Source organism: Mycobacterium sp. 1465703.0 (genome assembly GCF_001672975.1).
In the GTDB taxonomy this organism is placed as follows: domain Bacteria; phylum Actinomycetota; class Actinomycetes; order Mycobacteriales; family Mycobacteriaceae; genus Mycobacterium.
Genome location: NZ_LZKU01000054.1, coordinates 1 through 21,746, shown reverse-complemented (window position 1 = coordinate 21,746; position 21,746 = coordinate 1). Strand labels below are relative to the sequence as shown.

20 protein-coding genes and 3 pseudogenes are annotated in these 21,746 nt (G+C 64.7%); 12 read left to right on the top strand and 11 right to left on the bottom strand.

The window, feature by feature from the left end:
• From A5625_RS05080 to prpD, 3 genes are read right to left on the bottom strand one after another with little or no spacing between them, the layout of a single operon-like run.
• Window positions 1-1,128, bottom strand: a complete 1,128-nt coding sequence (locus A5625_RS05080; RefSeq protein WP_066989649.1) for a bifunctional 2-methylcitrate synthase/citrate synthase — start codon at window positions 1,126-1,128, stop codon at window positions 1-3.
• Window positions 1,125-2,039, bottom strand: a complete 915-nt coding sequence (gene prpB, locus A5625_RS05075) for a methylisocitrate lyase (RefSeq protein ID WP_066989646.1) — start codon at window positions 2,037-2,039, stop codon at window positions 1,125-1,127. The genes A5625_RS05080 and prpB overlap by 4 nt, the downstream gene beginning before the upstream one ends.
• Window positions 2,039-3,538, bottom strand: a complete 1,500-nt coding sequence (prpD, locus tag A5625_RS05070) for a 2-methylcitrate dehydratase PrpD (protein WP_066989644.1) — start codon at window positions 3,536-3,538, stop codon at window positions 2,039-2,041. The genes prpB and prpD overlap by 1 nt, the downstream gene beginning before the upstream one ends.
• 109 nt (window positions 3,539-3,647) lie before the next feature.
• Here prpD and A5625_RS05065 point away from each other — a divergent pair, with 109 nt between their 5' ends.
• Entirely contained in the window at window positions 3,648-5,072 is a 1,425-nt protein-coding gene (locus tag A5625_RS05065) for a short-chain fatty acyl-CoA regulator family protein (RefSeq protein ID WP_156747945.1), read from the top strand.
• A 56-nt stretch (window positions 5,073-5,128) separates the two neighbouring features.
• Here the strand turns inward: A5625_RS05065 and A5625_RS05060 are convergent.
• Window positions 5,129-5,662 (bottom strand): annotated as a pseudogene (locus tag A5625_RS05060) (PfkB family carbohydrate kinase); the annotation flags it as partial.
• Between the two features lie 152 nt (window positions 5,663-5,814).
• Between A5625_RS05060 and A5625_RS05055 the strand changes: the two are divergent.
• Window positions 5,815-6,735, top strand: a complete 921-nt coding sequence (locus tag A5625_RS05055; RefSeq protein ID WP_066989642.1) for a zinc-binding alcohol dehydrogenase family protein — start codon at window positions 5,815-5,817, stop codon at window positions 6,733-6,735.
• Window positions 6,736-6,817: 82 nt separating this feature from the next.
• On the top strand, window positions 6,818-7,807 hold the full coding sequence (locus tag A5625_RS05050; protein ID WP_066989640.1) for a D-2-hydroxyacid dehydrogenase family protein: 990 nt from the start codon (window positions 6,818-6,820) through the stop codon (window positions 7,805-7,807).
• A gap of 7 nt (window positions 7,808-7,814) precedes the next feature.
• Here the strand turns inward: A5625_RS05050 and A5625_RS05045 are convergent, their stop codons facing one another.
• From A5625_RS05045 to A5625_RS05030, 4 genes are read right to left on the bottom strand one after another with little or no spacing between them, the layout of a single operon-like run.
• Window positions 7,815-8,411: a TetR/AcrR family transcriptional regulator gene (locus A5625_RS05045; RefSeq protein WP_066989637.1), complete on the bottom strand. Its 597-nt coding sequence runs from the start codon at window positions 8,409-8,411 to the stop codon at window positions 7,815-7,817.
• Window positions 8,408-9,190 (bottom strand): SDR family NAD(P)-dependent oxidoreductase, encoded by a 783-nt coding sequence (locus A5625_RS05040; protein ID WP_066989635.1) that lies wholly within the window; start codon window positions 9,188-9,190, stop codon window positions 8,408-8,410. Before A5625_RS05040 ends, A5625_RS05045 begins: the two co-directional genes overlap by 4 nt.
• A complete protein-coding gene (locus tag A5625_RS05035; protein ID WP_255397914.1) occupies window positions 9,187-9,687 on the bottom strand; it encodes a VOC family protein in 501 nt (166 codons plus the stop codon). Before A5625_RS05035 ends, A5625_RS05040 begins: the two co-directional genes overlap by 4 nt.
• Window positions 9,684-10,769, bottom strand: a complete 1,086-nt coding sequence (locus A5625_RS05030) for a dihydrodipicolinate reductase (RefSeq protein WP_066989633.1) — start codon at window positions 10,767-10,769, stop codon at window positions 9,684-9,686. The genes A5625_RS05035 and A5625_RS05030 overlap by 4 nt, the downstream gene beginning before the upstream one ends.
• A 117-nt stretch (window positions 10,770-10,886) precedes the next feature.
• Here A5625_RS05030 and A5625_RS05025 point away from each other — a divergent pair, with 117 nt between their 5' ends.
• The 5 genes from A5625_RS05025 to A5625_RS05005 are packed head-to-tail and all read left to right on the top strand — an operon-like array spanning window position 10,887 to window position 15,838.
• Window positions 10,887-11,744 carry an SDR family oxidoreductase gene (locus tag A5625_RS05025; RefSeq protein ID WP_066989673.1) on the top strand — a complete coding sequence of 286 codons (858 nt, stop codon included), beginning with the start codon at window positions 10,887-10,889 and terminating at the stop codon, window positions 11,742-11,744.
• Between the two features lie 38 nt (window positions 11,745-11,782).
• Window positions 11,783-13,144, top strand: coding sequence for a wax ester/triacylglycerol synthase family O-acyltransferase (locus tag A5625_RS05020; RefSeq protein WP_066989631.1), 1,362 nt, complete (start codon window positions 11,783-11,785; stop codon window positions 13,142-13,144).
• Between the two features lie 6 nt (window positions 13,145-13,150).
• On the top strand, window positions 13,151-13,636 hold the full coding sequence (locus tag A5625_RS05015; RefSeq protein ID WP_066989629.1) for an NUDIX domain-containing protein: 486 nt from the start codon (window positions 13,151-13,153) through the stop codon (window positions 13,634-13,636).
• A gap of 1 nt (window position 13,637) precedes the next feature.
• Entirely contained in the window at window positions 13,638-14,543 is a 906-nt protein-coding gene (locus tag A5625_RS05010; protein ID WP_066989628.1) for a haloalkane dehalogenase, read from the top strand.
• A gap of 35 nt (window positions 14,544-14,578) precedes the next feature.
• The gene (locus tag A5625_RS05005; RefSeq protein WP_066989626.1) at window positions 14,579-15,838 is read left to right on the top strand and encodes a cytochrome P450; all 1,260 of its coding nucleotides are present in this window, start codon (window positions 14,579-14,581) and stop codon (window positions 15,836-15,838) included.
• On the opposite strand, the gene A5625_RS05000 is transcribed toward A5625_RS05005, so the two are convergent.
• Window positions 15,835-16,203 carry a hypothetical protein gene (locus A5625_RS05000; RefSeq protein ID WP_066989671.1) on the bottom strand — a complete coding sequence of 123 codons (369 nt, stop codon included), beginning with the start codon at window positions 16,201-16,203 and terminating at the stop codon, window positions 15,835-15,837. The genes A5625_RS05005 and A5625_RS05000 overlap by 4 nt on opposite strands.
• Before the next feature lie 160 nt (window positions 16,204-16,363).
• Here A5625_RS05000 and A5625_RS04995 point away from each other — a divergent pair, with 160 nt between their 5' ends.
• On the top strand, window positions 16,364-16,654 hold the full coding sequence (locus tag A5625_RS04995) for a hypothetical protein (protein WP_066989624.1): 291 nt from the start codon (window positions 16,364-16,366) through the stop codon (window positions 16,652-16,654).
• Between the two features lie 83 nt (window positions 16,655-16,737).
• Here the strand turns inward: A5625_RS04995 and A5625_RS04990 are convergent, their stop codons facing one another.
• Window positions 16,738-17,808, bottom strand: a complete 1,071-nt coding sequence (locus A5625_RS04990) for an ATP-dependent DNA ligase (RefSeq protein WP_066989622.1) — start codon at window positions 17,806-17,808, stop codon at window positions 16,738-16,740.
• Window positions 17,809-17,834: 26 nt separating this feature from the next.
• Here A5625_RS04990 and ligD point away from each other — a divergent pair, with 26 nt between their 5' ends.
• Complete coding sequence (ligD, locus tag A5625_RS04985) at window positions 17,835-18,878, top strand: non-homologous end-joining DNA ligase (RefSeq protein WP_066989620.1); 1,044 nt, start codon at window positions 17,835-17,837, stop codon at window positions 18,876-18,878.
• Between the two features lie 11 nt (window positions 18,879-18,889).
• A complete protein-coding gene (locus tag A5625_RS04980) occupies window positions 18,890-20,932 on the top strand; it encodes a glycoside hydrolase family 172 protein (RefSeq protein ID WP_066989618.1) in 2,043 nt (680 codons plus the stop codon).
• Here the strand turns inward: A5625_RS04980 and A5625_RS04975 are convergent.
• Window positions 20,873-21,478: pseudogene (locus A5625_RS04975) on the bottom strand (rhomboid-like protein); the annotation flags it as partial. The gene A5625_RS04980 and the pseudogene A5625_RS04975 overlap by 60 nt on opposite strands.
• Between A5625_RS04975 and A5625_RS28105 the strand changes: the two are divergent.
• Window positions 21,462-21,746: pseudogene (locus A5625_RS28105) on the top strand (hypothetical protein); the annotation flags it as partial. The pseudogenes A5625_RS04975 and A5625_RS28105 sit on opposite strands and share 17 nt — an antisense overlap.

Here is a 21,746-nt window from a genome sequence, read left to right as displayed (position 1 = left end):
TTACGATAGAGCGCGCTGCGGAGGTCCGACATACTCGCTCAGCGGACGGATCAACGCATTGGACGCGGTCTGCTCGATGATGTGTGCCGTCCACCCGGTGATCCGGCTCATCACGAAGATCGGGGTGAAGATGCCGACGTCGAATCCCATCAGGTGATAGGCCGGACCGGTCGGAAAGTCCAGGTTCGGCTTGATGCCGTTTGCCTCGGCCATGCCCGTCTCCAGGACTTGATAGATGTCGAGCCACTGCTGACCGTTGCGGGCCGCCGCGACGCGTTTGAGTGCCTCCTTCATGGTCGGCACCCGCGAGTCACCGTTTTTGTACACCCGGTGACCGAAGCCCATGATCTTGTCCTTGCGATCCAGCTTGCCCTGCAGCCATGCCGCCGCCTTGTCGGCGGTGCCGATCTCGAGCATGTCGCGCATGACGGCTTCGTTGGCGCCACCATGCAGTGGACCTTTGAGCGCGCCGATGGCGGCCGTGACCGCGCTGTAGATGTCGGACTGGGTAGAAGTGACGACCCGGGCGGCGAAGGTGGATGCGTTGAAGCTGTGCTCGGCATAGAGGACCATCGACTGCTCGAAGGCATCCACCACGACCTGTTCGGGCACGTCACCGAAGCACATGTGCAGAAAGTTCTGCGCATAGTTCATGTGGCTGTGCGGGGCGATGGGGTCCAGGCCGCGCCGGCGGCGCATGTCGGCGGCGACGACGGTGGGCAGCACCGCGAACATCCGTAGCGCCTTGGCGTAGTTGGCCGCTGGGCTGCTGTCGTCCTCTTCCGGGTCTTCGGCACCCATGGAGCTGATGAAGGTCCGCACCACATCCATCGGGTGGCAGGTTTCGGGCAATTTGGTCAACAACGACAACTGGGATCGGTTCAGCCGCCGGGCAGCTCGTTCTCGCTGGGTGAACAGCGCAAGCTGTTGGTCGTCGGGAAGCTCGCCATGCCAGAGCAAGTAGGCAACCTGTTCGAAGCTGCAAAGTGCCGCGAGGTCCTGGACCGGATACCCACGGTAGGTCAGCGAGTTGGTTTCCGGGACGACCTTGGAGATAGCGGTGGTGTCGACGACGACGCCGGCCAGGCCCTTGTAGATGCGGGGGTGGTTGTCTTCGATGGTGCTCATTGCGCGACTCCTCGGCGGGCGAAGTTAATCTCAGAATCGAATTGGCTGTAGTCGGCGTAGCGCAGCAGCTCGTAGAGTCGGGTGCGGTGTTGCATGCGGTCCAGCAGGCCGGATTGTGTTCCGCTGGCTGCGATTTCACGAAGACCCACTTCGACGGCGTGCATGGCTAGCCGCAGGGTGGTCACCGGATAGATCACCATGTTGTAGCCGATGTCGGACAGCTGCTGGGCGGTCAACAGCTCCGACTTGCCGAACTCGGTCATGTTGGCCAGCAGCGGCGTATCCACCGCGGCCCGGAACTGTTCGAATTCTTCCGGTGAGCGCAGGGCTTCGGTGAAAATCAGGTCGGCGCCCGCGTCGGCGTAGGCCTTGGCACGGTCGATCGCCGCGGGCAACCCTTCGATTCCGGCGGCATCGGTACGGGCGCAGATGATGAAGTTCGGGTCTCGGCGGGCTGCCACGGCGGCCCGCAGGCGCTTGATCATATCGCCGGCCGGCACCACAGCCTTGCCGTCGAGATGCCCGCACCGCTTGGGGTTTTCCTGGTCCTCGAGGTGACAACCGGCCAGCCCGGCGTCCTCCAGCATGGTCACGGTGCGGGCGGCGTTCATCGGTTCACCGAAACCGGTGTCGGCGTCGATGAGGGTGGGCAGGTCGGTCACCGAAGCGATCTGCGAGCTGCGGCTGCTGACTTCGGTCAGGGTGGTCAGGCCGATGTCGGGCAGACCGAGGTCGGCGGACAGCGCGGCCCCCGACACGTACACGCCGTCGAATCCGAGTTCGGCGACGAGCTTGGCCACCAGCGGCGAGAAGGCTCCCGGGAACCGTTGCAAGCGACCGGTTTCCAGGGCGGCGCGGAATTGAGCCCTTTTCGTGGCCGCCGGTGTGGCGCTGCCGATCAGTCCGCTCATCAGAAGATTCCGGCGGGAATCGTGGGCGCGTGAGCGAGCACCAGCGGACCGACCGTGATGTTGAGTGCACCCAGAGCGCCGGCTTGCAGCTCCGAAAGGGATTCCGCCACAGACAGAAAGCGCTGCTGGTCGGTGTCGCTGACCACGTCGTGAGCCAGTTCGTTGAACTTTGCGATGTACTGCTTGCGCTCGAACGGTCGGGCCCCCAGTGGATGAGCATCGGCGACGGCGATCTCGTCGACGATCACCTCACCGTTTTTGAGGGTGACTTCGGCACGGGCGCCGAACGCCTTCTCCGCGGGATCAGAGGAGTGATAGCGCCGCGTCCATTCGGGATCTTCGACCGTCGAGACCTTGTGCCACAGTTCTATGGTGTCGGGCCGGTGCGCCCGTTCGGGTGCGTAGGACCGTTCGTGATGCCAGGTTCCGTCCTGCAGTGCAACGGCGAAGATGTACATCACCGAGTGGTCCAGCGTTTCACGCGAGGCATCCGGATCGAACTTCTGCGGGTCGTTTGCTCCGGTGCCGATCACGTAGTGGGTGTGATGGCTGGTGTGCAGCACGATCGTGGCGACCTGGTCCAGATCGCCGAGCCTGTCCCGCATTCGGCGGGCCAGGTCGATCAGCGCCTGACTCTGATATTCGGCCGAGTGCTCCTTGGTGTAACTGTCCAGGATGGCGCGCTTGGGCTCGCCGGGTTCGGGCAGCGGAACGTGGTAGGTGTGTTCCGGGCCGGAAAGTAGCCACGCGATCACCCCGTCCTCACCCTCCCAGATGGGGGCGGGCGCACCCTCGCCGCGCATCGCACGGTCGACGGCCTCGATGGCAACCTTGCCGGCCCAGGCGGGCGCGTACGCCTTCCAGCTGGAGATCAGGCCTTTACGTGATTGCCGAGTGGACGTCGTCAAGTGCAGTGCCTGGCCGATCGCCTGATAGATGGTCTCCTTGTCCAGACGCAGCATGGCGCCCAGGCCGGCGGCCACCGACGGGCCGAGGTGGGCGACGTGGTCAATCTTGTGCTCGTGCAAGCAGATTCCCTTGACCAGATCGATCTGAATCTCGTAACCGGTTGCGATACCGCGGATCAGGTCGGCTCCGCTGATCCCGAGGTGCTGGGCCACGGCGACCAGAGGCGGAATGTTGTCCCCCGGGTGGGAGTACTCGGCGGCCAGGAAGGTGTCGTGGAAGTCCAATTCGCGGACCGCCACGCCGTTGGCCCAGGCGGCCCACTCCGGCGAGTAGTCGCCCTGGATGCCGAAAACCTTGGCGCCCTTCGATGGATGCGCCTGCGCCTGGGCGCGCGCGGAGGCGACCGGGCGGCGGGTCACCGCGGCAGACGACACCGCGGCGTTGTCGATGATCCGGTTGATCACCATCGTCTCGGTGTCCGCCGGGACGTCGACCGGGTCGGCCGCGACCTCGGCGATCTTCCAGGCCAGGTGCTCGCTACGAGGGAAGTCGTCGGCGCTGCGCCGGGTTCGAACGTCATGGATCCGCATAAGCCGCACACTACGCAGAGTTGGTAGCGGGGTAAATCCCCTGTAAAAGCGTAATTTTGCGTCCTCAGCAGCAAGTTTTTGCGAATATTGCGAAAGGGGCGGGCGTACTGTGTGTCTGGTGGCGAAAACGTTCGCCGGCGCGCGGCTACGGCGTTTGCGCGAGGAGCAGGGGCTGACCCAAGTGGCGCTGGCGCGCGCCCTGGGCTTGTCGACCAGCTACGTCAACCAGCTGGAAAACGATCAGCGCCCGATCACCGTTTCGGTGCTGCTCACCCTCACCGAGCGGTTCAACTTGCCGACGCATTACTTCGCCCCGGAATCCGACGCTCGCTTGGTCTCGGACTTGCGGGAGGTTCTGGCCGACACGTCTGCCACGACCGCGCAAGTCGAGGAACTCGTCGCCCGCATGCCGGCGGTCGGTCAGACGTTGGTGAATATGCACCGGCGGCTGCACGACACAACTGCCGATCTCGAAGCGCTGCACAGTCGCGCCAACCTCGACACGTCGGCAATGATCCAGCAGCCCATGCCATTCGAAGAGGTTCGGGACTTCTTCTACGACCGGAAAAACTACATCGGTGAACTGGACGTCGCCGCCGAAGACCTGTTCGACACGAACAACTTACGCATCGGCGGTCTCGACGGGCAGCTGGCGGAAGTGCTCGCCGACAAACTCGGCGTCACGGTGGTGATCGACGACGGTCAGGCGCTGGATCCCAACTCCAAACGGCTGTTCGCACCCGAATCAAAAACCTTGTACGTGGCCCGGTGGCTGCACCCGGGTCAGCGTGCCTTCCAGCTCGCCACGCAGATTGCCCTGCTGACCCAGGCCAGGCTGATCACCGGGATCATCGCAGGTGACGATCAGCTCAGCGATGACGCACGCGGGGTAGCCCGCATCGGATTGGCCAACTACTTCGCCGGCGCCCTGCTGTTGCCCTACCGCAGATTCCTGGACGCCGCGGAGAGCGTGCGTTACGACATCGACCAGCTGGGCCGGCGATTCGAGGTGGGATTCGAAACCATCTGCCACCGGCTGTCCACCCTGCAACGTCCGAACGCCCGCGGGGTCCCTTTCATCTTCGTCCGCACCGACAGCGCGGGAAACATCTCCAAACGGCAGTCCGCCACGGCATTTCATTTTTCCCGCGTTGGCGGGAACTGCCCGCTGTGGGTGGTCCACCATGCGTTTTCCCGCCCCGGTCAATTTCTGACACAGGTCGCGCAGATGCCCGACGAACGCACCTACTTCTGGATCGCCAGGACCACCACGACGGAGCCGAACCGTTATCTGGGCCCGGACAAGAGCTTTGCCATCGGGTTGGGATGCGACGTGGCCCAGGCCGAGAAACTGGTCTACTCGGTGGGCATCGATCTGACCGCCCCCGAGTCGATCGTGCCGATCGGCGCCGGCTGCAAGATCTGCGACCGGCCCGCCTGTCCGCAACGAGCCTTCCCGTATCTCGGTCATCCGGTGTATGTCGACCCGCACAGCAGCACCGATCTGCCGTATCCGCCCGCGATCACGCCCTGAGCGCGGTCAGGTCCGGGCGACCGCCGAGGCGTTGCACGGTGGCGCTAGCCGCTGCCGGCCCGTAACACGTCGACCGCCGCGAGCAGGTCGGTTCGAATCCGCGGGGCGGGCGCGCCGTCGGCCACCACACGCAATCCCCGTTGCCGTGCGCGCTGCGCCGCTGCCAGAACCGTGGCAGCCGGCTGCTGCAGCTGCACAGAGACGGTGTCGGCGCCGTCGAGCAACGACCGATCGAGGTCGGCGACTTGGACCAGGGAGCTTTCCGGGACGTCGTCGAGAAGCATGCGTTCGGACGGCCGACCGACGATATCGATCAGGAGCGCTGTTGTGCCGCGGCGCACGACGCCGCCGATGTCGATGCCGTCGCGTTCGGCCTGCTGCAGTGCCGAGGATCCGGCGTAGTCATCACCCACCACGCCGATGAGCGCGACCGGTACGCCCAGCTGGGCCAGACCGACAGCCTGGTTGGCGCCCTTGCCGCCGAGTAACTCGTCGCGATGCAGGATCTTCACGGATTCGCTGGATGTCGGCGGCCTCTCAGTACGCAATACCAAGTCGCGTCCGATCTGGCCGATCACTACAACGCCCATAGTCACTACGGTGCCCATGTTGAATCGGACAGCTTCCACTTTTCGTTAGGCGGATAACTGCCGTAGCGCTCTCGACCTCACCGTTTCGATCTGCCAGGGACGGAAACCCTTTGCGTCAGCGTCGAATCCGATGCGCAGGCGGGAGGCTCGAGATGCGTGCGGCGGTTCTGGAGGCAGCGGGCGACATCCCGACGGTCCGAGACTTCGATGAGCCCACCGGGGATCCCCACAGCGAAATCATTGATGTGCTACTCGCCGGCTGTAATCCGGTGGATCTGTTGTTGGCATCGGGGAAAATGGGCACGCCGGTGACGCCGTCGGTGGTGGGCCGGGAAGGGATTGGCATGCTGGACGGCAAGCGGGTTTATTTCAATGGGCCGCCGGATCCGTTCGGGTCCTGGGCGCAACGCTGCCCTGTCGATCCGGCGAAAATCTTTCCCGTCCCCGAGGGCCTCGCCGACGACCTCGCGGTCGCCTGCGGTATCGCCGGGCTTGCCGCGTGGCTGCCGCTGACCCGACATGCTGACGTATCGCATGGTGAGTCGGTATTGGTGCTCGGTGCGACGGGAGTCGTGGGCCGGATCGCTGTGCAGGTCGCCAAAGTTCTCGGGGCCGGACGAGTGGTGGGCGCGGGCCGCAACCCGGATGCCTTGGAACAAGCGCGCTTGTTGGGCGCCGATGCCACCGTGCAATTGGGCGGAGATGACGATGCCGAAGCGTTGCGCAGCGAGGCCGGTGACGGCTATGACGTGGTTGTCGACCTTGTCTACGGCAAGCCCTTCGTCGCCGCGCTCGACGCGACCGCCAACGGTGCGACGCTGATTACCGTCGGCGAGGGTGCCGGTCCCACTGCCGAGGTGTCGTTTCGTGCCTTGACCGGTCGGACCCATATCGGTCACCTCAATGACGCCATGGGGCCGGAGGTGATGCGCGCGGGCTACCAGGAGATCACCCAGCATGCCGTCGCCGGGCGCATTCACGTTGACACACGCCAATATTCACTCGAGGATTCTGCTCAGGCGTGGCGCGAACAAGAGTCCGGACCGCATGTCAAGATCGCCGTGGCACCATGATCGAGACGACCGGTTAAGGTCAATCGAGGTTGCCGACTCCCTCGGTAGGGGGAGTGATTCTGTGGCTGATAAGGGAGACCGCATGCCCAAGGTAGCGATTCTCGATGACTACGCCGGCGTAGCCTTGCAGGTTGCCGACTGGTCGCCGGTGCAAACACGTTCCGAGGTAACCGTTTTCAACCGGCACCTGACCGAGGACGAGGCGGCCGATGCGCTGCGGTCCTTCGATGTGGTGTGCACCCTGCGAGAGCGAATGGCGTTTCCGCGGACGCTGATCGAGCGGCTGCCGAACCTCAAGCTGATCACCATTGTCGGCAAGAGCCTGCCGAATCTGGACATGGCCGCGGCCGGCGAACACGGGATCCTGGTGGCCCAATCGGACTTCGCCCACCCCCGATTCCGACCCATCCGCGACGCTACGCCGGAATTCGCCTGGGGGCTGCTGATTGCGACGGTGCGCCATCTTGCCGAAGAGCATCGGAACATGCGTGATGGCGGGTGGCAGAGCACCGCGGGTATGACGTTGTCCGGCAAGACCCTCGGACTTCTCGGCCTGGGCAGGGTCGGCAAACGCATGGCCGAATACGCCAAGGCGTTCGACATGGAAGTCCTGGCATGGAGCCAAAATCTCACCGAGGAAGTCGCCGCGAGCGTGGGCGCCCGCCGGGTGGAAAAGGCCCCGTTGTTCGAATCGTCGGACGTGGTCTCCATCCATCTGGTGCTATCGGAGCGCACCCGCGGTCTGGTCGGCCAGGCCGAGCTGGCCTCGATGAGGCCGCACGCCTACTTGATCAACACCTCCAGGGGGCCGATCGTCGACGAGGCCGCCCTGATCGCCGCGCTGGAATCCGGGCGCATCGCCGGGGCCGGGTTGGACGTGTACGACACCGAACCGCTGCCGCCCGATCATCGGCTGCGGCTTCTGGCGAATGTGACCCTGTCTCCACACCTGGGATATGTCACTCGCGAAATGCTGGGCGCCTTCTACGCCGACACGGCGGAATCAGTGGTGGCCTGGCTGGACGGGGCGCCCATTCGGATCGCCAATCCCGAAGTGTCGCAGCGGCGCTGACCCCGACTCACTTTCGTTTCCAGTGCGAACTTTTGATCGCATCCAAAGCCTCGGTGACGTAACGATCCAGCGGCCACGGTTTCCCGGACTGCCGCACCCATTGCTGGAAGGCGAAATCCGCTGCCGCGAACGCGAGCTGAACCAGCAGTCCCGGCCGGATGTCGTCCTCCGGATCTACACCCATCCTCTCGGCGACGAGCTTGGTCGCCCGTTCCTTGTCGGCAGGCCGGTGAACGGTGACCTTGTCGAGCAGGTCGGGCACCACCAGCAGGGCCTCGCGCCATTCCTCGGTGTCTGCCTGCTCGAATGAGCGGGTTCGCGTGATGATCGCGTTTATCAGCGCGGCATCAGGCGACTCCCCGGCGGGCCTACCTTCGAGGAGATTGACGATCGCAGCGCCGCCGTAGCGCACCGGCGCCAGCAGAAGCTCTTCCTTGGCCGGCACATGCCGGAAGAACGTTCGCGGCGAAACACCTGCGGCCGTGGCGATTTCCTCGGTGGTCACCGCGTCATAGCCGCGTTCGACGAACAGGCGGAACGCCGCACGCCGGATATCGGCCCGGATCTGTGCGCGCTGCCGGTCGCGAAGCGACTCGCCGCTCATCGGAAGCAGCCAATCCCGCCGTCGACGTGAATGGTCTGTCCGGTGATGAATGTCGCGTCACTGCTGAGCAGGAACGCCACCAGAGCACCGACGTCGGTACGGACATCGCCGATGCGCTTCATCGGAACCCGTCCGACGGCCTTTTCGTACTCCTTGGGCGCGAACGACTTCCAGTACTTGACACCGTCCGATTCGGCGAAGGGGCAGATGACATTGACCCGGATGTTGTCGCGTCCCCATTCCAGGGCGGCGACTTTGGACAAGCCGCGGATGCCTTCCTTGGCGGCGGCGTATCCACCCCACTTGGGTTCGCCACCGGTGCCGGTGCCCGAGCCGAGGTTGACGATCGATCCGCCACCCTCCTTGACCATCAACGGGTGCACGGCCTGCATGAGCAGGAAGGTTGCGCGAGGGCCAACGTCGTAACCGAGTGCGAGATCCTCGGTGGTGATATCGACGAAGGCCTTGGGCTCATTGGTGGCAATGGCATTGTTGACCAGGCCATGCACCGTCCCGAACGCCTCGACGGCCGCCGCCGCGATGCGCGGGGCGCTGTCCGGGTCGCGGAGATCGGCGACCAGCTGTTCGGCCCGCCCCAGCGCTTGCAGCTCGGTGGTTGTCGTGTTGAGCGCCTCGTGCTGGATATCGACCAACAGCACCGCGGCGCCGCGTTCGAGCAGCGCGGTGGCAACGCCCTTACCGACACCCTGCGCGGCGCCGGTGACGATCGCGACTCGGCCGCGCAGTGAGTCGGGATGAAAGTAGGTGGGAGCGCTCATTTGGCCGGTCCCATCTGCAGCCGTACGCCGCGGTGCATTTCGTAGGTGCTGCGCGCGCCGTCCGGCAACTCGATGAACTCGACCGGCGTGCCGTCCGGGTCCTTGACGAAAAACATTCGTACGCCACCGATCTCGAAGGGGTCTTGGTCAGGAGTGTGACCGGCCGCGACGATGCGGCGATGGGTTTCGTCGAGATCGGTCACCGACAGCGAGACATTGTGGATTCCGGTGATGCCGCGCCGCTGCTTTTGCTCGGGCGGGTTGACGCCGATCGACAGCAACTCGATCATCAGGCCGCCCAGTAAGCCGCCGACCACGCGCCCTTCCTGTTTGCGGTTGGCGTGCAGCACCGCATCAAACGGCTCTCCGGAGATGAGGGATTCGAAAACCATCTCCATGCCGAGCACGTCACGGTAGAAGCTCAGTGCCCGGTCCATGTCGGTGACACCGACGACAAGGTGGCAGAACGACACATCGTCGAGGACGCTGTTCGTCACGGCTGGTCCACGGCGAGATTCGGAGCCGGTCGCCCGGCGAACAAAGGCAGATCTAGATAGGTCTTGATACCCGGCTCGGCGGCGCAGACGTCGGGGATGGCATTGATGCAGTGATTGGCGGTCACCACGACGCCCGGATTCTTCGCCAGGCCTTTCGCGATCGTCTCCGGCTGCAGACCCTTGAAGGTCAGACTCACATCAGGGTCCCCGGTGATCTCCACCTCGAAGCGCTCGCCCCGCCGACCGAAATTCCAAGCCGGATCGAGGTTTTCCTCGCCCATCAGCCAGTTGACCGCCGCCGTGATCACCGGCTCACCGTCGACGAGCGCTTGCCAGCGGAACCGGCGCGCGGCCACCGTGCCGGTGGTGATCGGGAAGGGGTCGTAGTCGATATCGGCGGTCGCCACCGCAACATCCTGGATGGTCCTGATGGCGGGATCGATGCGAAAGCCCATGTGGTCGGCGATCATTCGCACCGACTGCTTGAAACCCGCTTCCAGTAGGCCGGCCATCGGCCCCTGGGTAGCCTCCTCGGGGGAACCGCCGAATCCCATGATGTGACGCACCACGTCCGGTGCGTTGTAAGTGCGTATGTCGGAAAACTCCTCGGCGCGCACATGGGTGATCGCCGACGAGAGCGAGGACACCATGAGGGGGAATCGCTCCGTGATTCCCCCTGGGTGGATCCCCGAACCATGCAGCGTCACACCGCTTTCCGATGCGGCTTCGGCGACGGCTCGGTGACGCTTGTTGCCGGGATCGGGGTAGACCCAACCTACGGGTGTGACGACGTTTTTGCCGGATCGCAGGATCGCGATGACTTCGTCGTCGTTGGGGATCAGCGGGCTGTACATGACGCAGTCGGCGTCCAGCGCAAGTATCTCGTCGATGCTGGTGGTGGCGGTGACACCCAGCTCCTGCGTCCCGATGATCCGGCCGACGTCGACACCGTTCTTGTCCGAGCTGTGCACCCAACACCCCACCAGCTCGAGCTCTGGGTGGTTGAGCACGCACTCGATCGCCGCTTTGCCGACACCGCCAGTGGCCCATTGGATAACGCGAAGCTTGGACGGGCTACTCATCATTGACCTCCCGGAGGTGACCGTGCGCGGCCTTTACACATCGGCGAACGAAATGGCAGACTATGACTCGATGACAGTCACTGTCAACAATCGGTGGCATCGGAGGAAGGTCTGTTGATGAGCGTCCTCGACGGCAAGATCGCGATCGTCACCGGCACCAGCCGCGGCGTGGGCGTGGGCATCGCCCACGAACTGCTTCGTGCCGGAGCGACCGTGATCGGCTGTTCGCGGTCGCCGCTGGACACCATCCCCGGCATCGAACCGGACTGGGCGGCACGCGCCTCGCAGCAAGTGTGCGATCAAGGCGACCATCGTTCGATCGACACGTTCGTCGCGGACGTGGTGGCTGTCCATGGCCGGATCGACATTTTGGTGAACAACGCCGGTGGCACCGTTCCGGCGCCACATGCCGAGAGCATTCCCGAACTCGTGCAACGCATTCAGGGCGCACCCGGCAGCGACGACGAGTTCGCCCGCACGGCCCTGTTTCACGCGTTTGCCGTGCAGATGAATCTGATCAGCCCACTGTGGTTCGCCATCCGCGCCTATCGGCAGATGCGGACCCAGGACGGCGTCGGCTGCATCATCAACATCTCCAGCGGCGCCGGACATCCAGCAGGATCGCCAACCCTGGTCTCCTACGGTGCGGCCAAGAGCGGCCTCAACCATCTCACCCGGTCACTGGCCGAAGAGTGGGGGCCCAAAGTCCGGGTCAACTGCATCGCCCTTGGGCCGACGATGACCGAGAACTTCCGATCTTTCGTGTTGCCCAAGGACGACCCCACTGGCGCAACGTATTTCGCTGCCGTCCCGATGCGCCGCGCCGGCGAACCGGCGGAGGTCGGGCGCATTTGCGTGTTCCTCGCCGGCGGGCAGGCCGACTTCGTCAACGGCACCACCATCGAATGTGACGGCGGGATGCTGCCCGGCGTGCTCTACGACGCGGGCTTGAAGACCATCACCGATCTCCTGTAAGCAGCGACTTCCCTGCCCGCATGGCGTCTAATGGGTGAATGGAACTCATGATGCCCACCGACGCGGTTTTTCTGCTGGGAGAATCTCGCGAGCATCCCATGCATGTCGGCGGCTTGCAGTTGTTCGTGCCGCCGCCGGGTGCCGGTCGCGGCTTCGTTCGTGAGCTTTACCGGGATCTGGTCGCCCAGCGAGAGTTCCAGCCCACATTCCGCAAACATCCGGCGACGTTCATAGGCGGCATCGCAAACCTCGGTTGGTCGTACGACAACGACGGCGACATCGACGTCGACTACCACGTGCGGCGCTCGGCGTTGCCGTCGCCCAGACGGGTCCGCGAATTGCTCGAGCTGACGTCGCGGTGGCATAGCAGCCTGTTGGATCGTCACCGCCCATTGTGGGAGACGCACGTCATCGAAGGCCTCAAAGACGGCCGGTTCGCTATCTACACCAAAGTTCACCATGCGCTGATCGATGGCGTCTCCGCGCAGAAGCTGATGCAGCGCGCGTTGTCCACCGATCCGGACGACCGCGAGATCCGCGCGCCGTGGAGTCTGCCCAGACGTAAGCGGAAAGCCAGCCCGTCGTCTCCGCTGAAGTCATTGATCCGCGCCGCGGGATCCGTTGCGGCGCTTGCTCCCTCGACGGCAGGACTGGCGCGTGCGGCGCTGCTCGAGCAGCAACTGACATTGCCCTTCGCGGCGCCGAAGACCATGTTGAACGTCAACATCGGCGGTGCACGGCGCTGCGCCGCGCAATCCTGGTCGCTGGACCGCATCAAGACCGTGAAAAGGGCCGCCGGGGTCACCGTGAACGACGTCGTCCTGGCCATGTGCTCGGGCGCGCTGCGCTACTACCTGCTCGAGCGCGGCGCGCTGCCGGATACACCGCTCATCGCGATGGTCCCGGTAAGCCTGCGCACCGAGGACGAGGCGGACACCGGCGGCAACATGGTCGGCGCCATTCTGTGCAACCTCGCGACCGACACCGACGACCCCGCGCAGCGCCTGCTCACCATCAGCGATTCGATGCGCTGCAACAAGAAGGTGTTCACGCAATTGCCGCGCATTCAAGCACTTGCACTGTCCGCGGCCAACCTGTCCTCGCTGGCTTTGGCGGCGGTGCCGGGCTGGGTTTCGGCGACATCGCCCCCGTTCAACATCGTCATCTCGAACGTGCCGGGACCCACCCAGCCGATCTATTACGGGGGCGCCCGGCTCGATGGCAACTACCCGCTGTCCATCGTGCTGGATGGTCAGGCACTGAACATCACCCTGGCCAGCAACGCCGGCAACCTGGACTTCGGCCTGGTGGGATGCCGGCGCAGCGTCCCGCACCTGCAGCGCCTGCTCGCGCATTTGGAGTCCTCGCTGAAGGATCTGGAATGCGCTGTGGGAGAATAGGAATCGATGGCAAAGCTCAGCGCGGGTGTGTTGTTGTACCGGACTTGTAACAACGTCGTCGAAGTTCTTTTAGCGCATCCAGGTGGACCGTTCTGGGCCCGTAAAGACAGCGGTGCGTGGTCGATCCCGAAAGGCGAGTACAGCGACGACGAGGATCCCTGGGTGGCCGCGCAGCGCGAGTTCTCCGAAGAGTTGGGGCTCTCGGTGCCCACCGGGCCGCGCATCGACCTCGGACAGGTGAAGCAGTCCGGCGGCAAGGTGGTGACCGCCTTCGCCGTGCGAAGCGATCTCGACGTCACCGCCACGCGCAGCAACACTTTCGAATTGGAGTGGCCGAAAGGATCGGGCACGCTGCGGGAGTTTCCCGAAGTCGATCGGGTGGGCTGGTTTGCGGTAGCAACCGCGCGCGTCAAACTCCTGAAAGGACAGCACGGGTTTCTCGATCGCTTGATGGCTGATCCGGGCGTGGCCGGACTACCCGAAGGAAACTGACATGCGGACATTGCGCACACCCGATGACCGTTTTGACAAGTTATCCGACTTCCCTTATACCCCAAGGTATTGCGAAGTGCCCGACGACGACGGCGGTACGCTGCGGGTGGCCTGGGTTCAGGACGGCCCGCAGAGTGCCGACCCGGTTCTGATGCTGCATGGCGAACCGTCGTGGTCATACCTGTACCGCAAGATGATTCCGATACTGGCCGCCGCCGGTCATCGAGTCATCTGTCCCGACCTGGTCGGGTTCGGCCGCTCCGACAAGCCGACCCGTCGCGAAGACCACAGCTACGCGCGCCACGTCGAATGGATGCGGGCGGTGGCTTTCGATCTCCTAGACCTTCGCAATGTCACCCTGGTTGGCCAGGACTGGGGCGGGCTGATCGGATTACGGCTCGCCGCAGAGCATCCCGAACGGTTCGCCCGGGTGGTCGTCGCCAACACCGGGTTGCCCAACGGCGAGCAGCCCATGGCTGACGTCTGGTGGCGATTCCGTGAAGCCATCACATCAGCGCCGAGGCTGGACATCGGTGCGTTTGTGCAGGGCGGTTGTCGCAAGCGGATGAGCGACACCGAGCGGGCCGGCTATGACGCGCCGTTTCCGTCCGACGATTACTGTGCCGGGCCGCGTGCCATGCCGGGCCTGGTGCCGACGTCACCGGATGATCCGGCCGCGGCGGCCAACAAGAGGGCGTGGACCAAGCTTTCGGTGAGCCCGTCACCCATGCTGGTCGCCTTCAGCGACAGTGACCCGATCACCGGGCCGATGGCCGCCATCTTTAAGCGCGAGATGCGCGGTGCGCAGGGAATCGACCACCCGGTGATCCGCGGTGCCGGGCATTTCTTGCAGGAGGACGCCGGAGAGGAACTGGCCGGCCGCATCGTGGAGTTCCTGCGCCGCTGAGCGGGTCCCCGTCCGGCGGCGGGCACAATGTCAGGATGACGACCGCGCCGACCGAGTCCACGAAGCCCGACGAATTGCTGGTGCGACTGTTGGACCCGGCGGTCCGTGCCGACCCCTACCCGCTGTTCGCGCAGTTTCGTGAGCGCGGATCGTTTGCCCTGCCCGAAGGCAACCTCGCGGTGTTCTCGACCTACCGCGACTGCGACGAAGTCCTGCGCCACCCGTCGTCGAGCAACGACCGGCTCAAGTCGACCGCCGCCCGAGCCCAGATCGAGGCGCAGACCCAACAGCTGATCGAGGCCGGTGCGCAGGCGCCGTCACCAACCCCGCCGGGGTTTCTGTTTCTGGACCCGCCGGATCACACCCGGCTGCGCAAGCTGGTCAGCAAGGCGTTCGCACCGAAGGTGGTGAGCGCGCTGCAGCCCGACATCACCGCGCTGATAGACGGCTTGCTGGACCAGATCGCCGAGAAGGGACGCTTCGAAGTCGTCGAAGACCTGGCCTATCCACTGCCGGTTACCGTGATCTGCCGGCTGCTCGGCGTACCCATCGAGGACGAGCCACAGTTCAGCCGGGTGTCGGCGCTGCTGGCCCAATCACTGGACCCGTTCGTCGCGTTCACCGGCACGCCATCGGACAACCTCAAAGAGCGGATGGACGCCGGAATGTGGTTGCGCGCCTATCTGCACGGCCTGATCGAGCGGCGGCGGTCACGGCTTGGCGACGACCTGATGTCCCGGCTGATCGCGGTGGAGGAATCGGGCGATCAGCTGACCGCCGAGGAGATCGTCTCCACTTGCGTCCTGCTGCTGGTCGCCGGTCACGAGACCACGGTGAACCTGATCGGCAACGCGATCTTGGCGATGCTTCGCCAGCCGTCGCAGTGGACGGCGCTGGGCGCCGACGCCGGTCGCGCTCCGGCGGTCATCGAGGAGACACTGCGCTACGACCCGCCGGCGCAGATGATCGCCCGAACTGCGGGCGACGACATGACAATCGGGGGCATTGACGTTCCCGCGGGTGACATCATGATGCTGTTGACCGCCGCCGCTCAGCGCGATCCCGCCGAGTATGACCGGCCCGATGTGTTCGATCCGGATCGGAAAGGCATGCGGCACTTAGGGTTCGGTCGCGGAGCGCATTACTGTCTGGGTGCGCCGCTGGCCCGGCTGGAAGCCGGTGTAGCCCTGTCGGCTGTGACGGCGCGTTTTCCGAATGCCCGGTTGGACGGCGAGCCGCTGTACAAGACCAACGTCACGTTGCGCGGGCTGTCGCAGCTGATGGTCACCGTCTAGTCCCGTTCCCACGGCGGATTTTCGTCCATCTTTTTGTAGTACTTGGCCAGGTGGCTCTTGATCCGGTCGACATCGGAGCGGGGCACGTCGATACCACCCCGCGCGCCGTCCATGATCGCGCCGGCCGCCATCACTCCGCGTGGGACGGCCTTTAATTCGCCGTCGATGACGTCGGCGATCAGCAGCTTGTAGGACGTGAAGTTGTCCTTCTTGTCGTTGTCGTACCAGACGTGGGTGTCGCGGTACTTCTGGTTCGGCCCGTCCTGGGCATCGGCCCACTTACGCACCCGCTTCTCGGCGGCGTCGCCGTCCCACTTGCGGTCGCGATCGGCTAACGGGAGATCTTGAAAGGCTGTGACTGACATGATGGCCGCGTGCCCGGTTAACACCTAGGCCAAACGCGGCCGAACGCAAAGGCAGCAAAAGCCAGCCACGTTAGCGGTAGCGTCATATTGCCGGCTGGGCCATATGATTGCCACCCCAAGCGCTCGGCAACGCCCAGCGGCGATATGACGGGAGGCAACCATGAAGCGCGGCATCGTGGGAGGACTGGCCGCCCTGCTGATGGCCGCCGGGCTGATCGCTTCGGCGCCGCCGGCCAGCGCCGGCTGCCAATACGGAGGACCGGTTCTCAGCAAGTGCGACGGACCCGTGCAGCCCGACGGCACCTGGCAACGGTGCGTGGCAGTCACCCGCCTGGTTCCCAACGGCGCCAGTTCTTACCTGGTGCCCGACAACCATTGCGGTTTGATGGGTCCCGGCCAGCAGCCCCCGGATTTCGCCTTCGGCGACCCACCCACGCACATCGACGGCTGAGGTACCCGTTCGGCGAATGCCCTCCTCGTCGCGCGGGATGTAGGGGCGGATTGCCCAGCGCGCCAATGCATATCAACCATCCTCTAGCCCGACCCGAGTCCCGGCACGATGTCACTGAGGCTGAAGGTCACCGGCTGTTCGAGCTGTTCATAAGTGCAGGAACGCGGGTCGCGATCCGGACGCCACCGATTGAACTGCGCGGTATGACGAAAACGCCGGCCTTCCATGTGGTCGTAGCGGACCTCGACCACCCGCTCGGGTCGCAGCGGCACGAACGAAAGATCCTTACCGGCGTTCCAGCGGGAGAATTCGTTCTTGCGGGGTGTCCGCTCACCGGCTTCATGCGCGGCCCAATTCCATGGGTGGCCCTCGAAACCGGTGACGAGCGACCGTAATTCGTCGAACAACCGCCGCCGTTCGGCCATCGGGAACGCGCCGATCACGCCGACCGACGCGAGTTGCCCGTCGTCCTGATACAAACCCAGCAACAGTGAACCGATCGCGTCGGCACCGGATTTGTGCACCCGATAGCCGGCAACCACGCAATCGGCGGTGCGCTCGTGCTTGATCTTGAACATGACCCGCTTGTCCGGCTGGTAAGTGATGTCCAGCGGCTTGGCAATCACGCCGTCGAGGCCGGCTCCCTCGAATTCGTCGAACCACCGCTGCGCGGTGTCCAGATCCGTGGTCGCCGGCGTCACATGGATCGAGGGCCCCGAATCCGCCAACGCGTCCACCAGCGCGGCACGCCGTTCGCTGAAAGGCCGGCGCGTGTAATCATCAGCGCCGAGGGCCAGCAAGTCGAACGCGATGAAGGATGCCGGCGTGGCCTCGGCGAGCATCCGTACCCGCGAATCGGCCGGGTGGATGCGTTGCTGCAGTGCCTCGAAGTCCAGACCGTGGTCGCTGGCGATGACGATCTCGCCGTCGATCACGCAGCGCTGCGGCAGTTCGGCCTTGACCGCTGCGACCAGTTCGGGGAAATAGCGCGTCATCGGCCGTTCGTTGCGGCTGCCCAACTCGACCTGATCCTGGTCGCGGAAACAGATGGACCTGAAACCGTCCCACTTGGGCTCATAGGACGCATCAGGGGGAATCGAGCGAACCGATTTCGCCAGCATCGGCGACACCGGCGGCATGACAGGGAGGTCCATAGCCTGATTGTGCTGGAATCGATGGTATGGCTGCTGCCGAAGAGGTCGACGTCGACGGGATTGCGGTGCGCCTGACCAATCCGGACAAGGTGTATTTCCCGGAATTGGGCTCCAAAGGCACCAAGCGGCACCTGGTCGACTATTACCGTGCCGTGGCGGGCGGCCCGATGCTTGACGCGCTGCGCGACCGGCCCACCCACCTGCAACGGTTCCCGGACGGCATCGACGGCGAGGAGATCTACCAGAAACGGGTTCCCCAACACCACCCCGACTATCTGCAGACCTGCCAGGTGACGTTCCCATCGGGGCGGACCGCGGACGCGCTGAAGGTCACGCATCCGGCGGCGGTCGTGTGGGCGGCGCAGATGGGCACCGTCACGCTGCATCCATGGCAGGTGCGCTGCCCCGACACCGACCATCCCGACGAACTGCGCATCGATCTGGACCCGCAACCCGGCGTTGCCTTCGACCAGGCGCGCACCGTCGCGGTCGAGGTGCTACGGCCGTTGCTCGACGAACTGGGTCTGGTGGGCTACCCGAAAACATCCGGCGGTCGCGGGATCCATGTCTTTCTGCGGATCGCCACCGACTGGGATTTCATCGAGGTGCGTCGTGCCGGCATCGCCCTGGCCCGGGAAGTCGAGCGCCGTGCGCCGGATGCTGTCACCACGTCCTGGTGGAAGGAAGAACGCGGCGAGCGCATTTTCATCGACTTCAACCAGAATGCCCGGGACCGCACCATGGCCTCGCCGTATTCGGTGCGGCGCACCCCGATCGCGACGGTATCGATGCCTCTGACATGGACCGAGTTGGCCGATGCCGAGCCGGACGACTACACGATGGCGACCGTGCCCGATCTGGTCGAGCATCGAGAAGACCCCTGGGGTGCAATGGATGAGGCGGCCCAATCGATCGCTTCGTTACTGGAAATGGCCGAAGCCGACGAAGAGCGTGGGCTTGGAGACATGCCGTACCCGCCGAACTACCCGAAGATGCCCGGCGAACCCAAACGCGTTCAACCCAGCCGAGATACGGATTTGAAACAGGGTGAAACCAACCGGGAAAAGTAAGCTTCGTTGCTATGCGGGTGACTTCACGGGCGTGCTGCACAGCCTGCGGAGTCGTACTGTTGGTACTCGCCTGTGTGGTCGCCGCGCCGGCAGCACCGGCCGAGCCGACCATCAATGGTGCCGGCGACCGAATGGTCGGCTGGGATACCTATCGTCGGCTGGATCGGTTGCCCTTTTTGAACCCCGGCTCGCAGACGCTACAGGTGTCGAGTTTTGACCGCAGTGGCGGCGATTTCGATATTTCCACCGGCAATCGCAATGGCAGTGGCGGATGCCTGGCGCCCGGGGGCGCCGGCTGTGTGATCGCCGAGGATCACGGTGCGGGAGAAATCGATTCGATGTGGTTGACCCGCGATGGCGGCAATCTTCGCGCCATGGGAAACATGCGCATCGAGCTGGACGGCCAGACGGTGGTAGACACGCCATTGCAATCGTTGGTCGACGGCAAACTGGGGGCCCCGTTCGTGTGGCCGCTGGTGGCCAACGCGGTTCAATCGCCGGGAGGCAATTACATCAAGGTGCCGATGCCTTATCGGCAGTCGATGCGCGTCAGCGTCGCATCCCATTTGGAGTACTACCACGTCGACTATCGGCAATTTCCGAACGCCGATGGCGTGACCACGTTCTCGGCATCCGACCCCGCGCTGGACGTGCTGGACACGCTACGGGCCGCCGGCACGGTTGACCCCAAGCCGGCGGCAGCCGGTGCAACGCACAGCAATCGAATTATCGACCTCGCCGCCGGCGTTGAGCAGACGGTCGTCGAAGCGAGCGGTTCAGGCACCATCTCGGCGCTCCGGCTGCAGCTGCCCGCACCGGCCGATCGACTGCTGACCACATTGCGGCTTCGCATTGAGTTCGACGGCCGAACGATGGTCGACTCCCCACTGGGTGAGTTCTTCGGCGCGGGTCTGGGTGCCAACAGCGTACGATCGCTGATGTTTGCGACCATTCCGCAGCCCGACGGATCGCTGGTGCTATGCGATTGGTGGCCAATGCCTTTCGCACAATCGGTCCGCGTCACGCTCGTCAACACAGACACCGGCCCGGTATCGGGGATAGACAGCCACGTGACCACCACACCCGACGCGCAGTGGGCGCCCGCGCTGGCCAGTGGCCGCGCCGGTTACTTCACCGCGCGCTCGCATGCCGGACCGACGACCCTCGGCCAAGACTGGGTGTTCGCCGATGAACAGGGGCACGGGAAATTCGTCGGCGTCAGCCACACCATTCGCGGCTACCGAACCAAAACAGCGTTCAGTGATGATGCCCCTTACTTTCTCGAAGGCGCCGAGCGGGTTTACCCGGACGGCGCCGCGTCCCCTCAGTGGTATGGCACCGGCACCGAGGACGTCTATGAGGGCGGCTGGTACTTCAAAAACGGCACCCATTTCAGCGACCCACTCAACGGCCAGCCCGATCAGCGCACCGCCACGGGCGGGTGCGCTGACTATTGCGTCGCCATGTACCGGCTCATGCTGGCCGACGCGATCGGCTATCACTCCGCGCTCCGATTCGGCATCGAGCACGGCAAGCGCAACATGGTCCAACCCGATTACAGCTCAACGGCATTCCTCTACACACAGCCGGATGCCGACATCACCGCCGGCGACGACGTCAGCCCTGCCGATCCCGTCAATCGAGTTCTGCACGGCTACAACGACTCCGACGCCACCGATCAGTTGCTGGTCAGCGAATACGAGGGCACCCAGGACACCATGCCGGTCGCCGGCTCGGTCCGCGCCACCCAGGGCATCATCACTTTCCACGTCCAGATCGATCCGGACAATCACGGCGTCCTGCTGCGCCGCACATCGGATCAGGCAACCGGCTTTCAATCGGCCGACGTTGCGGTTGACGGCGTGCTCACCGGCAACTGGATACAGCCGCGCAGCAACACCTTTCACCGTTGGCTGGACGACACGTACTTGCTGCCACGCTCGGTCACCGAGGGCAAAGCCCAGCTGACGATCACTCTTACCCCGGTTGCAGACTCACCGCCCTGGACTGCCAGCCGCTACCACGTCGACACACTGACGGGGCCCTCTGACTAACGAGCAATTGCTGACCAGTCCGATGAACGCACCGGCCAGCCCGCCGGCCGGCGCCATCAGCGAAGGCCCCGCGAGCAGCAGATAGCCGAACGTGACCCCGACCAAGAGCAGCGCCTGGTGCATTGGTGTCCAGGAGCATGCCGAGCGCAACCGGAACGACAAGCCGATGCCGAGCAGCAGCGCCACCACGTGGCCGACGGCGGTGAAGTCCGCGCCCGCGGCCGCCACCACCGCGGTTCCCAGCCACCAACCGACCCAGACTCCGCGCCAGCGCGCCGGCATCGCCGCTGTGAACGCGCCGAGCACGCACATCGCGCCGTAACTGATTCCCACGTCACTGGCGCGGGCAACCGACACCGGCAGCATTCCCGTCTCGATGGCGGCGACCAGCCCGACCGCGACGATCAACGTGGCGCCGACGTGGCCGACCGCAAAGGTGATGAGCAGACCTGTGCCGCGCCACATCAGTTCGCCCAAAGCCAGTAGACAGACCAGTCCTGGCAGCCAGAAGAACAGCTCACCGCCGTCGTTGACGAACGCGCTGCGCTGCACGCAGGTGCCGCTGCGGACCTTGCCCGCGGCGGCCTCGGTGCGCGTCACGGTCGGCTACGCGGTCGCCCTGCTCGTCATCTACCTCATCCTCGCCGGGCTGGGGCCGCACGCGCACGACGTCGCGGTGAGCCGCATGAGTACCAACGTTCACAACCTTGCGCGCGGACATCTGGGCACCTTGATCGGCAGCGCGTTCGTCAACGACGGCGGTGAGCTGTTCTTCTGGCTGCCAGGACTGGTCTGTCTACTGGCTTTGGGCGAA

What these genes read in the sequence shown, in the direction of transcription:
- A5625_RS05080 (WP_066989649.1), bottom strand. Translation starts at nt 1,128, where the DNA reads ATGAGCACCATCGAAGACAACCACCCCCGCATCTACAAGGGCCTGGCC.
- prpB (WP_066989646.1), bottom strand. Translation starts at nt 2,039, where the DNA reads ATGAGCGGACTGATCGGCAGCGCCACACCGGCGGCCACGAAAAGGGCT.
- prpD (WP_066989644.1), bottom strand. Translation starts at nt 3,538, where the DNA reads ATGCGGATCCATGACGTTCGAACCCGGCGCAGCGCCGACGACTTCCCT.
- A5625_RS05055 (WP_066989642.1), top strand. Translation starts at nt 5,815, where the DNA reads ATGCGTGCGGCGGTTCTGGAGGCAGCGGGCGACATCCCGACGGTCCGA.
- A5625_RS05050 (WP_066989640.1), top strand. Translation starts at nt 6,818, where the DNA reads ATGCCCAAGGTAGCGATTCTCGATGACTACGCCGGCGTAGCCTTGCAG.
- A5625_RS05045 (WP_066989637.1), bottom strand. Translation starts at nt 8,411, where the DNA reads ATGAGCGGCGAGTCGCTTCGCGACCGGCAGCGCGCACAGATCCGGGCC.
- A5625_RS05040 (WP_066989635.1), bottom strand. Translation starts at nt 9,190, where the DNA reads ATGAGCGCTCCCACCTACTTTCATCCCGACTCACTGCGCGGCCGAGTC.
- A5625_RS05030 (WP_066989633.1), bottom strand. Translation starts at nt 10,769, where the DNA reads ATGAGTAGCCCGTCCAAGCTTCGCGTTATCCAATGGGCCACTGGCGGT.
- A5625_RS05025 (WP_066989673.1), top strand. Translation starts at nt 10,887, where the DNA reads ATGAGCGTCCTCGACGGCAAGATCGCGATCGTCACCGGCACCAGCCGC.
- A5625_RS05020 (WP_066989631.1), top strand. Translation starts at nt 11,783, where the DNA reads ATGGAACTCATGATGCCCACCGACGCGGTTTTTCTGCTGGGAGAATCT.
- A5625_RS05015 (WP_066989629.1), top strand. Translation starts at nt 13,151, where the DNA reads ATGGCAAAGCTCAGCGCGGGTGTGTTGTTGTACCGGACTTGTAACAAC.
- A5625_RS05010 (WP_066989628.1), top strand. Translation starts at nt 13,638, where the DNA reads ATGCGGACATTGCGCACACCCGATGACCGTTTTGACAAGTTATCCGAC.
- A5625_RS05005 (WP_066989626.1), top strand. Translation starts at nt 14,579, where the DNA reads ATGACGACCGCGCCGACCGAGTCCACGAAGCCCGACGAATTGCTGGTG.
- A5625_RS05000 (WP_066989671.1), bottom strand. Translation starts at nt 16,203, where the DNA reads ATGTCAGTCACAGCCTTTCAAGATCTCCCGTTAGCCGATCGCGACCGC.
- A5625_RS04995 (WP_066989624.1), top strand. Translation starts at nt 16,364, where the DNA reads ATGAAGCGCGGCATCGTGGGAGGACTGGCCGCCCTGCTGATGGCCGCC.
- A5625_RS04990 (WP_066989622.1), bottom strand. Translation starts at nt 17,808, where the DNA reads ATGGACCTCCCTGTCATGCCGCCGGTGTCGCCGATGCTGGCGAAATCG.
- ligD (WP_066989620.1), top strand. Translation starts at nt 17,835, where the DNA reads ATGGCTGCTGCCGAAGAGGTCGACGTCGACGGGATTGCGGTGCGCCTG.
- A5625_RS04980 (WP_066989618.1), top strand. Translation starts at nt 18,890, where the DNA reads ATGCGGGTGACTTCACGGGCGTGCTGCACAGCCTGCGGAGTCGTACTG.